The organism is Paenibacillus sp. MAH-35 (assembly GCF_058135425.1).
The window spans coordinates 127314-139995 of record NZ_JBYUPU010000013.1 but is presented as its reverse complement, the minus strand read 5'-3'; the positions used below and the strand labels follow the sequence as shown (position 1 = coordinate 139995).

Here is a 12682-nt window from a genome sequence, read left to right as displayed (position 1 = left end):
ATAGGCATCTGCATAGGATAGGAGCGAGAAGATGAAACGGAGGGATATGTTTCATGTCGAGCGAACCTGTACAGCAGCCTGTTTTGTACCAAGCGGACCCGAACTTCATCCAGTCTGCCAAGAACGTGTGCGACCGGATCCATGAGATGGGGAGGCACTATATAAACCATCCTGTCCGCGTCCAGACGGCTGCGGGACATGTACATGAGGGTATGATTGTAAATATTGACGATTGCTATTTATATTTGGCGGTACCGGCTCACGGCGGTTATCAGCGCCAATGGTTCAATCCGTGGCAGCAGCAAGCGGCGTACAACAATGTCATACTGCCGCTGGTGCTGTATGAGCTGCTGGTTATTACACTACTTTATACGTAGCCTATAAGGAGCGTGTATGCAGCATTCACAGCCGTCGTTAGTCTGATGATAGGGCGTCCTGCGATTATGCGGGGCGCCTTTTGTCCGGATACATAAACCAGTTGGCTGAAATAAGGGGTTCAAACCGCCTCTATTCGTCTCCGTCACCTCCATATGCCAAAAATAGAGGATGCCAGAGAGCCTGTCGATTCATTGTGTAGAAGTGTTAGCAGACCGTTCCAAGTGAAAAGTTACCTTCTTCTGCTCAAACAGGTTGTCCGGAATCCCTTGATTGAATAAGGATTGTAAGGTAGGGGATTCCAGACAAAACTCGCCAGAAGGTAATCTTTTCCCTTTCCACTTGGTTGTCCACAATGAATCGACAGTCTCGCCAGAGACTCTTATGTTGTGTAGTTCAGGCTTAACTGATAGCTTGTTGCCCGTATTCCCTTCGTCTCTGCGTCGCCGAACCCGATTGGTTCGCAAGAAAGTTGTTTACGGGCCGCATCTGAAGTCCGGTTGTGACCTTACAAACAATCTCATTACGAGTGGCTGGCGCTTAAGGTACCGTTCCCTCCCGCGCACAATCGTATGGGGTTGCACGTCAAAGGCTCGTATGGACGCCTAAGCTCATCAAGGGGGGGCGTGGCATGGTGGAGCGTGGCATGGCGGAGCGTGTCTCGTTATGTTTGAATATTCGTCACAGGAAGGGGAGGGCGTTAGGAGGAAAAGGCTACCTGTTGTCGAATCTTGGAAGTAACCGAGAGGCAAGTTGAAAAGAAATTGCCGATCCTTGATAATTCCGATTAACAATATAGGAATTATGTGATATTATGTGAGTAATGGATGGACACCCCGAACGAGGAGCTGAGAGAAATGGCAGTAGAAACATTTAAAGCGACCGCGCATCTGCAAGAAGGAGTAGTCGTAAAGGTACGCTCGAGAAATTTTGAATTGACGATTGACGAGCCGAAAAGCTTGGGTGGCACGGATACCGGCATGAATCCGGTGGAAGCGGTGCTTGGCGCACTGGGCGCATGCCAATCGATCGTGGCCCGCGTATACGCCAGAAAGTTTGATGTGAAGCTCGACGATTTCTGGGTGGAGCTGGAAGGCGATCTCGATTTGGACGGCTTTTTCAATAAATCCGATGTCCGCAAAGGATATTCGGATATCCGCTACACGTTCCACATCAAGACCGACGCCCCTCGCGAGCGAGTGGAGCAATTCGTTGAATTTTTGGAGAAGACATGCCCGGTTGGAGACACCATTGCCAACCCGGTTAATTTGAAATTAAGCGGCATCGTAATTGAAAATTGAGACGTACATACAGCCGGCCGATTTCCTGAGGGGGCCGGTCGTCCGTTGCAGGTTTCCTCGCATGCGCCTATTTGGCGCATTTTTTTCGAGTTACGGCATGGACTCCTTATGTAAACTTTTGTAAAAAATAAATTCGGCTGCACTTGTCACAAATCGGAATGCTCACTCGTCATGTGGATGAAACTAATATGACGGAGGGATTTGCGATGAATCAACGTATGAACATTCAACAACTGGAACCTAAAGGTTATGAGGCGATGAGCGGGCTGGAGCGTTATATCCGGTCGGGCTCGATTCCGGTGTCGCTGCTCGAACTGATCAAAATCCGCTCTTCGCAAATAAACGGCTGCGCGTTTTGCATCGATATGCACACGAAGGATGCCCGCAAATACGGCGAGACCGAACAGCGGATCTACGCCTTGAACGGTTGGCGGGAAACTCCGTTTTTCACCGCGGAGGAACGTGCGGCGCTAGCTTTGACCGAATCAGTCACATTGCTGGCCGATACCCATGTGCCGGATGACGTGTACGAGGAAGCGGCCCGGCATTTCGAGCCGAATCTGCTGGCGCAGATTATTATGGCGATTGTGACGATTAACGCCTGGAACCGGATCGCGGTCACGACCCGGATGATTCCTGGAACGTACAACCCGTAACGGCAGAGCACACAGCAAGAAGAGACTGGCCCGAAGTCATTTTGCGATTATTGAGCTCATTTAAACTGATTTTCCTCGAGAAAAAGACCTCAGCTTCCACCGTTACAGTGGATGTTGAGGTCCTTTCTATGGGGTTCGGGACGTTCCCGGTCGGTCATGTGAACATGTTGGGGACCGCCCGTTTTCCCCGCTTACGCAGGATTCGTTAAGCTTTTGTTTACTCCACAATATCCCCGATAAACGCTTCCTTCACCCGGTTCCAGAACGGAAAAGGGCGGTACCGCACGAAGCTGACCTTCCGGTCCGCAACCATGCAGCGGATCGAGACCAGGTCGGTTAGTTGCATGTTCAAATGGTCCAGCGAAAACAATATTTTTTGACCCGGTTTCGGATAAATGTCGCAATGATGATGCTTCGGCAAAACGATCGACGAGCCGAGCGAGCGATACACGCGGTTGTTCAGCGAAGCCATCTCGGCAATCTGCACCGCCTCCAGGGACGGATGCAGGATAGCTCCGTTCAAGCTCCGGTTGTAACCAGTACTTCCCGTGGGGGTGGAGATACAGATGCCGTCGCCGCGGAACATCTCGAACCGCTCGTCGTTAATGCGAAGCTCGGCGACAAGCGTTCCTTCTACACCTTTGAGCGTACATTCGTTAAGCGCCAAGTACGTCTCTGTTCCTTGTCCGGTCGTGATCTGGATTTCCACGATCGGGTATTTGACGGTACGGATCGGTTCAGAGGAATCAGCGGCCATATGCTGGATAAGCGTTTCAAATTCTTTAGGCTTCCAATCGGCGTAAAAACCGAGATGCCCGGTATGAATTCCGACGAAGGAGGTTTGATCCAGCCGGTCTGCGTATAAGTGAAACGCGTGCAGCATCGTACCGTCGCCGCCGATGGACACGACGATGTCCGGGCAGTCGGGATCGAGCGTCAGACCGGACGCTGCGGCCAGCTCGTGAAACCGGTCTTTGGTTCGGACGGACGTTTCGTCGCCGCGATTCACTACGTTGTACTTCACTCGTCATCCTCCTCAGAGCTTTGCCGAAGGCAAAGCTGGCATCGTAAGCAACTACAGAGCTTTGCCGAAGGCAAAGCTGGCATCGTAAGCAACTACAGAGCTTTGCCGAAGGCAAAGCTGGCATCGTAAGCAACTACAGAGCTTTGCCGAAGGCAAAGCCGGCACGTAAGCATGTCTTCTTCATCATAATCAATATCGGCATACAAAACAATGCCGGAAACAGAAGGCGCACAGCGGATCTAATGTCTTCCGCGAATGAGCGGACGAAAACAACGGTAGAGGAGGAACAAAATCCCGATGACACCCATGCACCCTGCAAACAGCAAGCCCGATATGGAATACAGAAAAGGTATAGCCGGGTAAAACCCGTCAGCGGGCGAGAATGCCGGAACGGCCGCTGCAAAGGCGGACCCGGCCGAGGACAGCGGTCTCCACAGGACGAATACGAGCGCGGCCGCCATCAGGCCGTGCAGCAGCCGGGCGATAACAAACGGGCCGTAGCGCAGGTCGGTCCGGCTCAGCAGACTGACGACTTGAGCGTGCACGGACAGTCCGCTCCAGGACAAGATAAAAGCGGCAATTGCCACTTTGCTCATAAGCGTGAGATGAACTCCGGCGCCGGCGGCGGATTTGGCGCCCAGCGTTACTTCGAACAAGCCGTTTACGATCGCCTGGGACAGCTCCGGAGGGAAGGCAACAAGCTGCAGAACGGCATCGATTCCAAGGTACAAGCCGTTCATAATATGCGACTTCGTTAACACTTCCAGAACGACGCAAAAAAATACGACGAGCCCGCCTACGACGAGAATCAGCTTCAGCGACGATTGCAGCGCATCCCGCAGCATCTCGCCGAAGGACCGTCCGTCACGCAGCCGCGCCTGATGCATCGCCTGCATGGCGCGCCATAACAAAAAGCGGCCGGACCCGATCTCAACGGCGGCCGTCTGCGTTTTGCCGCCGTGAAACCGCATCAGCAGGCCGAGTGCGATGCCCGAGCCGTAATGGGCGACCGCAAGGATAACCGCTAGTCCGACGTCGTGAAAAAAACCGACCGATACGGCTCCGATCAGAAAGATCGGATCGGAAGTCGTCGTAAAGGCGACGAGCCTTTCTCCCTCGTCCCGGTTAACAAACCGCTGCTCCCACAGCTGGGCCGTCAATTTAGCCCCGACCGGATAACCCGAAGCGAACCCCATCGCCATAACGAAGCCGCCGATACCCGGGACGCGGAACAGAGGGCGCATCATCGGATCGAGCAGCGCTCCGAAAAAATGCACGAGTCCGAAGCCGAGCATCAGCTCCGCAATAACGAAAAACGGCAGCAGAGCCGGAAACAAAATATCCCACCAGATCGACAACCCGCGAAGCGCGGCAGTTAGCGACGGACCCGGATACAAGGTCATCAGTAACGCTACCGTGCCTAAACAAGCCGCCATCCCCGCCGTCTTCCAGACTCGAGCCGATACCATATCCGCACACATCCCTTGCCATTCGCTGGTTTTAGATAAAAGGCGGCCAGGGACGAGAAGGGAAGAAGCATCCTGTCTTCACCGTCGTCTTACGCCGCGCTTCTACATACTTATGTTTCGAATCTTGAGGACATGCAGGGACAAATCGAGTTGAAAACGGATTCATTTTTTTAGGAAAGGGCTGATATTTCGGACCGGATATGGTAAACTAAAAAAAAATAAAGACGGAGTGATGCGATATGATGAGTGTTGTCACCGGATTAATTGTATGCGCCTTCGTTTTTGTCATCAAGGAGACGCTCATGAGCTCGGCCGAGGAAGACATTGACAATTAACGATCCGGTCTTAAGCCGGTTAAAACGCATGGCGCCGCTTAAAAATAAGTTGGCGCCATTTTGTTTGCTTGGTGTATAATTTAGAGGATAAACATAGGACAGGTGACGCATATGAATCCGCAGAATAGTGGGAGAAAATCCTTATACGAAGCGATTGGCGGAGCGGATACAGTCCGTCGGCTGGTCGAAGCGTTTTATCCGAAAGTACAAGCTCATCCCGATATCGGACCGCTTTTTCCGGAAGACATCACACCGGTCATGGAGAAGCAATATATGTTTTTGACGCAGTTTTTTGGCGGCCCCCAATTGTTTTCCGATGAGTACGGTCATCCGATGATGAGAGCCAGACATATGCACTTCGCCATTACGCCCGAGCGGGCCGACGCATGGCTGGGCTGCATGAAGCAGGCGCTTGCCGAGGTCGGCCTCGAGCCGGAGCTGCAGGAATTCGTTCTCGAACGGCTGAAGGCGCCGGCCTACCATTTCGTCAATTCATAAGCTGTGTAACAATCGTGTCGGTATCGGCCGAGAAAGGATGTCGGTTCAGTGTCGGAACTGGAGCCCCTGTTTTCCATAAATGTAACGTGCATGTGCTGCGAGCAGCCGTTCAATACGTCGAGAGTGCGTCCCAGTTTCAAGAAGGCGACCGTGACCGATAGCGACTTCTGCATTCACTACAAGGCGGTCAATCCGGATTATTATGTCGTCCGCGTATGCCCCTACTGCGGATTTTCTTTTTCGGAAAGTTTCTCGGAGAGTATGACCGCGAAGCACAAAAGCGACTATTACGAGAAGCTCGGACGCAACTGGAACGCGCTGGATCTGACCGGCGAACGCGACTGGAACGAAGCGCTGCAATCCTACAAGCTGGCACTCTTATGCGCGCAGATCAAAGGAGAGAAAGACCGGGTCATCGCCGGCCTGCTTCATCATATTGCGTGGATGTATCGCTATAAGGCGAATAAGGAGCAGGAAAGCCGCTTTTTGCAGTTTGCTCTGGATGCGTATGTGAGGGTGTACGAGGTCGAAGGCACGGATGTCAATAACGCGCGCCTGATGTATCTGATCGGGGAAATCAACCGGAGGCTCGGCAACTATCATAAGGCCGTCTTATGGTTCGGGCGAGTGATCAACGATAAAAGTATTATGGATGCGGCTATGATCCGCGCTTCCCGGGAGCAATGGGTGCAGACGCGGGAAGATATGCTGGCGGCCCAGATGGAGCTGCCGGAGGAAATGAAGCAGGGCAGCAGTTAAGCGGTCGCATTTTTACCGGGTAGCCGTCGGGCGGAATGTCTGAATGTGTACAAAGAAACCTCCTTTGCCGATCTAGTGGCGGGAGGTTTTCCTGTTTCTTGGAAAGTAAATATCTGGACGGCAGCATGCAAAATACCCTGCCGGTTCCGTTCTTTTCCGGACAGGGTTTATCAGTAGCGGACGGTAGCCTCGCGTCCTTCGTATAACGAGTAGCGGTTTTTTCCCTTTTTTTTGGATTCGTACAAAGCTTGGTCGGCTTCGGCGATCAGTTGGTACAGGTCGTCGCCCGCGCGGTCCGCTACGGCGATTCCGATCGAGATGGAGATCGCTTTGCCGGGCTGCACTTCCCGGCCGACGAATGGATACTCGGCTGTCGTGTGACACAGCTTGTGCGCCAAGTAACTGAGCAAGCCTCTGTCGATCGAATCGCACATGACGATGAATTCTTCCCCGCCGTACCGGGCGATGTAATCTTTCTCCCCGATCGCCGCCCTCAGCAGTTGTCCCGCTTCGCGGAGCAGCTTGTCTCCTTGCAAATGTCCGAGTGAGTCGTTGAAATTTTTGAAATTATCGATGTCGATCATCAAAATGCCGAGTCGTCTTTTGCGCAGCGTCCGGTCGGCGATCTCCAGAAAGCTTCGTAAGTTCGGCAAGCCGGTCAACCGGTCCTGGTTCGCTTCGAGCTCGAGCTGCCTTTGGATGAGCCAGCTTTTGTTCTCCTCGTTGTGCATGGCGATCAGTACGATCAGGCAAGCCAGCGTAACTGCGAACATGTACCCGTTCATCCATAAATAATCGGGGCGGAGCCCGGTCAGGACCAAATAACCTCCGACCGCTTTGACGGCAAACAGCAGCACCGCTAATTTGACCGCGACGGATAGCCGGATCCGCTCGAAACCTGCCCGGTACTCCTTCTGGTGCAGGAAGGAGCTGATGAGCGCCGGCAACAGCAGTCCGTGCAGAAGCTCGTACAGCACGTACGGCTCGTTTAAATACAACGTGAAGATCGCCGGGGGAATGACGGAAAGCAGCGCAAGCGGCAAGCCTAACCGCAAGCCTGCCATCATGATCGGAATATACCGGAGATCCTGGATGATCAGATCAGTCGGGATCGGAAGCAGCATCATGAGGATCGAGGAACACCCGGTGAACAGGGGAACGAGAATCATTTCGTTCATGCCGCCCAATACGCGGGTACGCAGCTTCAGCGCGACGTAGCTTAAAGCAATCAAGGTACAGGAGTTCGTTACCGGTATGAGGTATTCGTTCATGCTAATCGCTCCTGATGGGCTGCATACATGTACGGAAAAACGATAACGGCCCGATCGCCTTCAGGCCGGCAATTAGCGCCGCCGGATCGGACGGCTGGCCAGCAAGTAATCGCGATCGGCGTTTACGGCGGTTATCTGCTCCCGGCAGCAGGGAAAGACGATCAGCCGCTTGCGTCCTTCGCGGATCGTCTCCAGATGCTCCGCCTTAAGCGGGAGAAGCACGTTGCGCTCGCCGCAGTACGGGCATTCGATCAAGTAAACGTCCTGCTGAATCGTTTCGTAAGGCAGCGTATTCTCAAATGGAATCATTGGTCTTTATCGGATGTCCCGGACGCAGATTCGTCCGGGCTGCCGGTTTCACTGCGCGACAGCTCCGCGAGCTTTTGGATTAAGATGTGCTGGGGCATATGCATAAGCCTCTCTAGCGGCACGTTCAAAGCTTTCGCAAGCTTAACGGCGGTATCGGGCGATATTTGCAGCGGTCTCAAAGGTCATTCCTCCAGAGGTCTTTTGGCTTTTTTTTGCTGTGCTGTACCCATTATACATCAGATCGGGGCAGTTCTCGACTAGTTTTGCGTTTCATTATTTCAAGGAAGTATGGTTTAATGTTGTCATATCCGATGAAGAAAGGTGAGATCGCGATGGCACAACCGTACAGCTTGGTATGGGACTTGGATGTCTTTTTTCCGGGAGGAAGCGGCTCTCCCGAATTCGCGTCGTTCCTTGAGCGGATGGAGCGGAATGTAGAGGAGTTCCGTACGAAGGTACTTGCCGTATCCGGCCGTGAAGAAGCCCCTGATGCGGACACGCTGGCGGCTCTGGTCGAGCAGTTGCAGCAGGTGACGCTTATGCTCCGCGAAGCCGATTCGTTCGTCAGCTGTCTCGCCGCGGAGAACCAGTCCGACAAAAAAGCGGTGCAGTTGAACGGACGCATCACCTCGATCGGCGCTGCATATACTTCGGTGCTGACTCGGTTCGACGAGCTGCTTCAGCGCGTTCCGGACGAGAGCTGGGCCCGGCTGCTGCAATCGGAAACGTTCGCTGCGATCGCGTTCCCGCTGGACGAACGCCGCCAGAGCGCCAAGGAGAAGCTGCCGCCCGAGCAGGAGTCGCTGATCGCGGACTTGGCCGTGGATGGGTACCATGGATGGGGAGAGGCGTACAACACGGTCGTCAGCCATCTCAAAATCCCGTTCGAGGAAAAGGGAGAGACCGTTTATTTGTCCGCCGGCCAGGCGGCCAATAAGCTAAGCAGCGGCGACCGCGGAGTTCGTACCCGGATGTTCTCGCTGTGGGAGAACGCGTGGGGCGAATCGGCCGATTTCTCGGCGGACGCGCTGAACCGGCTTGCCGGCTTCCGCATCCAGACTTACAAGCACCGGGGATGGGAATCGATTCTGAAAGAACCGCTGGATATTAACCGGATGTCCGCGAAGACGCTTCAGGTCATGTGGGACGTGATCGACCGGAACAAATCCGTGTTCGTCGGCTATTTGAACCGCAAGGCAAAGCTGCTCGGCCTGGAAACGTTGTCCTGGCACGATGTAGACGCACCTGTCGGAGAAGCGGCCAATGAGATTACGTTCGAACAGGCGGCGAATCTGATCATCGAGCAGTTCCGTAAATTCAGCCCGAAGATGGCCGATTTTGCCGTGCAGGCGTTCGAGGAACGGTGGATTGAAGCGGAGGACCGGCCGGGGAAACGTCCGGGCGGATTTTGTACCGCATTTCCGATCAAGGGCCAGACCCGAATCTTCATGACGTATGCGAACAACGCTTCCAACATGTCGACGCTCGCTCACGAGCTCGGACACGCGTACCATCAGCACGTGATGAACGACATGCCGGCGCTTGCCCAGGAGTATGCGATGAACGTAGCGGAGACGGCATCCACATTTGCCGAAATGATCGTATCCGACGCCGCTGTCAAGCAGGCTTCGAGTGACGAGGAGCGGCTCGCTTTGCTGGAAGATAAGATTCAGCGCTCGGTGGCGTTTTTTATGAATATCCACGCCCGCTTTTTATTCGAGACGGAGTTTTATGAGGAACGTCAAAAAGGGCTGGTCAGCGTCGAGAAGTTGAACGAGATGATGGAAAGCGCGCAGCGCCGCGCCTACAAGGATGCGTTAGGGGAATACCACCCGCACTTCTGGGCGTCGAAGCTTCACTTCTACATAACGAGCGTCCCGTTCTACAATTTCCCCTATACGTTCGGCTACTTGTTCAGCTCCGGACTGTATGCAGCCGCTCAGCGCGAGGGTGCAGCGTTCGAGGACAAATACATCGCGCTGCTTCGCGATACTGGCAGCATGACTGTGGAGGAGCTTGCCTCCAAACATCTGGGCGTCGATCTGACGCAGCCGGACTTCTGGCAAAGCGCGGTTGATTTGGCGGTCGCTGATGTAGAACAGTTCCTGCGCATGACGGAGTAGCTCTTTGTCGTACGGAGCTCAGGATGAGGCGGAGCGGTACGAAGTAGATTCGAGCGGAAGAGAGTAGAGCAAGGCGGGGCAAGCCAGGGCAAGACAGAACAAGGCAGGCAAGACAGGGCAGGGCAAGGCAAGGCAGGCAAGACAGGCAAGCCAGGGCAAGACAGGCAAGCCAGGGCAAGCCAGGGCAAGCCAGGTAAGCCAGGGCAAGCCAGGCAAGCCAGGGCAAGACAGAACAAGGCAGGCAAGCCAGGGCAAGGCAGGCAAGACAGGCAAGCCAGGAGAAGGCAGTCAAGGCAGGGGTAAGACAAGCAGCAGTCGGACATAACCAGCAGGGCGGAGCCGTGGGAACGCAGACGGACCGCCCTGTGTTTTTAGATTGCGAAACTTGAATAGCGTTTTTGATCACAGATTGGGCATACTCAACGGTCGCCATCGAGTAGCGGAAGTGTGACTTCCGTTATTTCCACAAAGTACGTCATTCTCATGCTATAGCGGAAGGATCGTTTCCGTTATTTCGGTTTTCTGGGGTGAAATAGACGGTTTTGCTGAAAATAACGGAACTAAATGTTCCGCTATGCGCCGTTTTCCTGCATCGTCCTTCAGATAACGGAAATAAAACTTCCGGTAAGTAGAAGCTTTATAAGTGGCAGAAGTCTCCCGCGCTCGGTTCTAAGTGGGGTTCGAAAATTTGCAAGATTTGGAGACAGCCCCTTCTTTCCGGCCTGACATTTAAATTTTGAATATTTGAATCGTGCGCTGGAGCTGTCCGGCCGTCTGCATCAGTCGTTCGGATTGGGTGACCAGCGCGTCGACGACCGAGATCTGGTCGTTCATCGAGGCGGATACTTGTTCCGTGCCTGCTGCGGATTGCTCGGTGATTGCAGCGATGTTCTCCATCGTAGCCGACACGAGGCTGGCGCTTTCGAGCATCCGGTCGCTTTCCCGGGCGAACTGGGCGATCGTCTCCGCTATGTATTCAATGCTGACTACGATTTGCGCAAATATGGCTTCCGTCTCGTGGATCAAGGTCGTCTGCATCTGCACGATCTCCTGGTTGTCGGCCATCTGGCGGAGAGCGAGCTCGATGCCGTCGTCGATGCTGCGGACGAGTCCGAACACCTCCTTCGTCGAGGAGGTCGCTTCCTCCGCGAGCTGGCGCACCTCCTGGGCAACGACGGCAAAACCTTTGCCGTGCTCGCCGGCTCTGGCCGCTTCGATCGAAGCGTTCAGCGAGAGAAGGTTCGTCTGTTCGGCGATTTCCGAGATCGTTTTGGTAATCCGGGAGATGCCTTTCGCCTGCTCGGCGAGACGGTCCATCGTCTCGGATACGGTTGCCGTCGCCTCGACGTTGCGCTTCATCCCTTCGCCCTGGCTGACGACTGCCCGCTGGCCTTGCTCCACTAGACGAATCATCGCTTCGGACTTGTCGTTCATTTCTTTGGTAGAGCCGGTGTAAACGGTTACTTTAACTTCGATATCTTTGATTGCGGAAGAGATGTACGTAATCTCCTCGGAAATTTTGCTGGAGCCGGACGCAAGTTCGTTGGCCGATTGCGTGACCTGGGTCATAACATCCTTCAGTTGCCTGTTCTTATCGCTTCCTTCGCGGCTCGTATCGACTACAGAACGGGTGATGGTCGTCGTTTCGTTGAGGATGCCCCGCAGCTTGTCGATCATCTGGTTGAAGGTTTTGCCGAGCTCGCCGAGCGCGTCGTTGGAATCGACTTGAACTTTCATGGAAAAGTCGCCCTTGGCGATGTTGAGGGCTACCCGGGAGATGCTTTCGATCGGTCCTGTAAGCGCTCTCTCCAGAAAGCTGATGAAAGGAATGCTGGCGCCGATCAGTACGAGCAGGATCAGCAGCGAACTGACCAGCGAAACGTCCGACATCGAGGCGAACACGAGTGTCAGAAGCGAGAAAACCGCGACGATCGTATAGCAGCCGAGCTGCAGCTTCCTTTTGAATGATAAATTGTGGAAAACGTTCACGATGATTCGACCCCATTTCCCATATATTAGTACGGATGACTCTGATTATAGCATGACGGGTGTTTATCGGTCTATTGTCTTATTTCGAATGGGTAAAAGTACTCTACCCGGCGGAGCGGAGCGTACTATAATAATCATAAGGACCCCCGAATTTTAGCGAAATGCTGCGAAAGTTATACGTACCACGCGGGGAAATGAGGGAGACGCGAATGCCGCTCGACAACTGCAAAAGCTGCGGGAAGCTGTATATCCGACAACAACGGACCTATTGCGAGGCTTGCCAGCTTCAACATAACGAATACTATTTTACGATGCGCGACTATTTGAAATCGAATCCGCGAAGCACCGTCCTGGAAGTGCACGAGAAGACCGGAATCCCGATCTCCAAAGTGCTGGAGATGCACAAGGAAGCCTACACCCCGTTCGGCCGCTGAGTCCGGAACGCCATATATACACAGGAAGACCCGTCCTTTGCTGGAGCGGGTTTTTTGCGCGTTTCATCCGAGTATCCCGGTTCTTCGCCGCATCTTTGTGGTGGCGAAGCTACCGCGATTGCTTCTTTCGGAAAGGAGA

Annotated in this window: 13 protein-coding genes; 7 read left to right on the top strand and 6 right to left on the bottom strand. The window is 53.9% G+C overall.

Annotation, left to right across the window (positions count from 1 at the left end; genetic code table 11):
• Positions 1 to 53 precede the first annotated feature (53 nt).
• From AC3Y2E_RS16490 to AC3Y2E_RS16480, 3 genes are all read left to right on the top strand, one after another.
• Positions 54 to 377, top strand: a complete 324-nt coding sequence (locus AC3Y2E_RS16490) for an acetyl-CoA acetyltransferase (protein ID WP_379212169.1) — start codon at positions 54 to 56, stop codon at positions 375 to 377.
• Between the two features lie 855 nt (positions 378 to 1232).
• Positions 1233 to 1676 (top strand): OsmC family protein, encoded by a 444-nt coding sequence (locus AC3Y2E_RS16485; protein ID WP_190925841.1) that lies wholly within the window; start codon positions 1233 to 1235, stop codon positions 1674 to 1676.
• Positions 1677 to 1882: 206 nt separating this feature from the next.
• Positions 1883 to 2332, top strand: a complete 450-nt coding sequence (locus AC3Y2E_RS16480) for a carboxymuconolactone decarboxylase family protein (protein WP_190925839.1) — start codon at positions 1883 to 1885, stop codon at positions 2330 to 2332.
• Positions 2333 to 2549: 217 nt separating this feature from the next.
• On the opposite strand, the gene AC3Y2E_RS16475 is transcribed toward AC3Y2E_RS16480, so the two are convergent.
• Positions 2550 to 3356 carry an NAD kinase gene (locus AC3Y2E_RS16475; protein ID WP_190925837.1) on the bottom strand — a complete coding sequence of 269 codons (807 nt, stop codon included), beginning with the start codon at positions 3354 to 3356 and terminating at the stop codon, positions 2550 to 2552.
• Between the two features lie 239 nt (positions 3357 to 3595).
• On the bottom strand, positions 3596 to 4825 hold the full coding sequence (gene ylbJ, locus AC3Y2E_RS16470; RefSeq protein ID WP_379212165.1) for a sporulation integral membrane protein YlbJ: 1230 nt from the start codon (positions 4823 to 4825) through the stop codon (positions 3596 to 3598).
• A gap of 446 nt (positions 4826 to 5271) precedes the next feature.
• On the opposite strand from ylbJ, the gene AC3Y2E_RS16465 reads away from it, so the two are divergent.
• Together AC3Y2E_RS16465 and AC3Y2E_RS16460 are read left to right on the top strand one after the other, a co-directional pair.
• Positions 5272 to 5658: a globin domain-containing protein gene (locus AC3Y2E_RS16465; RefSeq protein WP_332071889.1), complete on the top strand. Its 387-nt coding sequence runs from the start codon at positions 5272 to 5274 to the stop codon at positions 5656 to 5658.
• Between the two features lie 90 nt (positions 5659 to 5748).
• Positions 5749 to 6417, top strand: coding sequence for a DUF2225 domain-containing protein (locus AC3Y2E_RS16460; RefSeq protein WP_379212245.1), 669 nt, complete (start codon positions 5749 to 5751; stop codon positions 6415 to 6417).
• A 170-nt stretch (positions 6418 to 6587) separates the two neighbouring features.
• Here AC3Y2E_RS16460 and AC3Y2E_RS16455 read toward each other — a convergent pair whose 3' ends face one another.
• The 3 genes from AC3Y2E_RS16455 to AC3Y2E_RS16445 all read right to left on the bottom strand — a co-directional run bounded on the left by AC3Y2E_RS16455 (position 6588) and on the right by AC3Y2E_RS16445 (position 8176).
• Positions 6588 to 7688 (bottom strand): GGDEF domain-containing protein, encoded by a 1101-nt coding sequence (locus AC3Y2E_RS16455; RefSeq protein ID WP_379212163.1) that lies wholly within the window; start codon positions 7686 to 7688, stop codon positions 6588 to 6590.
• Between the two features lie 72 nt (positions 7689 to 7760).
• Positions 7761 to 7997: a hypothetical protein gene (locus tag AC3Y2E_RS16450; protein WP_332071892.1), complete on the bottom strand. Its 237-nt coding sequence runs from the start codon at positions 7995 to 7997 to the stop codon at positions 7761 to 7763.
• Positions 7994 to 8176: a YycC family protein gene (locus AC3Y2E_RS16445; RefSeq protein ID WP_190925818.1), complete on the bottom strand. Its 183-nt coding sequence runs from the start codon at positions 8174 to 8176 to the stop codon at positions 7994 to 7996. The genes AC3Y2E_RS16450 and AC3Y2E_RS16445 overlap by 4 nt, the downstream gene beginning before the upstream one ends.
• A 153-nt stretch (positions 8177 to 8329) precedes the next feature.
• Here AC3Y2E_RS16445 and AC3Y2E_RS16440 point away from each other — a divergent pair, with 153 nt between their 5' ends.
• On the top strand, positions 8330 to 10120 hold the full coding sequence (locus tag AC3Y2E_RS16440; RefSeq protein ID WP_379212160.1) for a M3 family oligoendopeptidase: 1791 nt from the start codon (positions 8330 to 8332) through the stop codon (positions 10118 to 10120).
• Between the two features lie 729 nt (positions 10121 to 10849).
• Here the strand turns inward: AC3Y2E_RS16440 and AC3Y2E_RS16435 are convergent.
• Positions 10850 to 12109 (bottom strand): methyl-accepting chemotaxis protein, encoded by a 1260-nt coding sequence (locus tag AC3Y2E_RS16435; protein ID WP_379212158.1) that lies wholly within the window; start codon positions 12107 to 12109, stop codon positions 10850 to 10852.
• Between the two features lie 209 nt (positions 12110 to 12318).
• Here AC3Y2E_RS16435 and AC3Y2E_RS16430 point away from each other — a divergent pair, with 209 nt between their 5' ends.
• Positions 12319 to 12543 (top strand): hypothetical protein, encoded by a 225-nt coding sequence (locus AC3Y2E_RS16430; protein ID WP_379212156.1) that lies wholly within the window; start codon positions 12319 to 12321, stop codon positions 12541 to 12543.
• Positions 12544 to 12682: the final 139 nt, after the last annotated feature.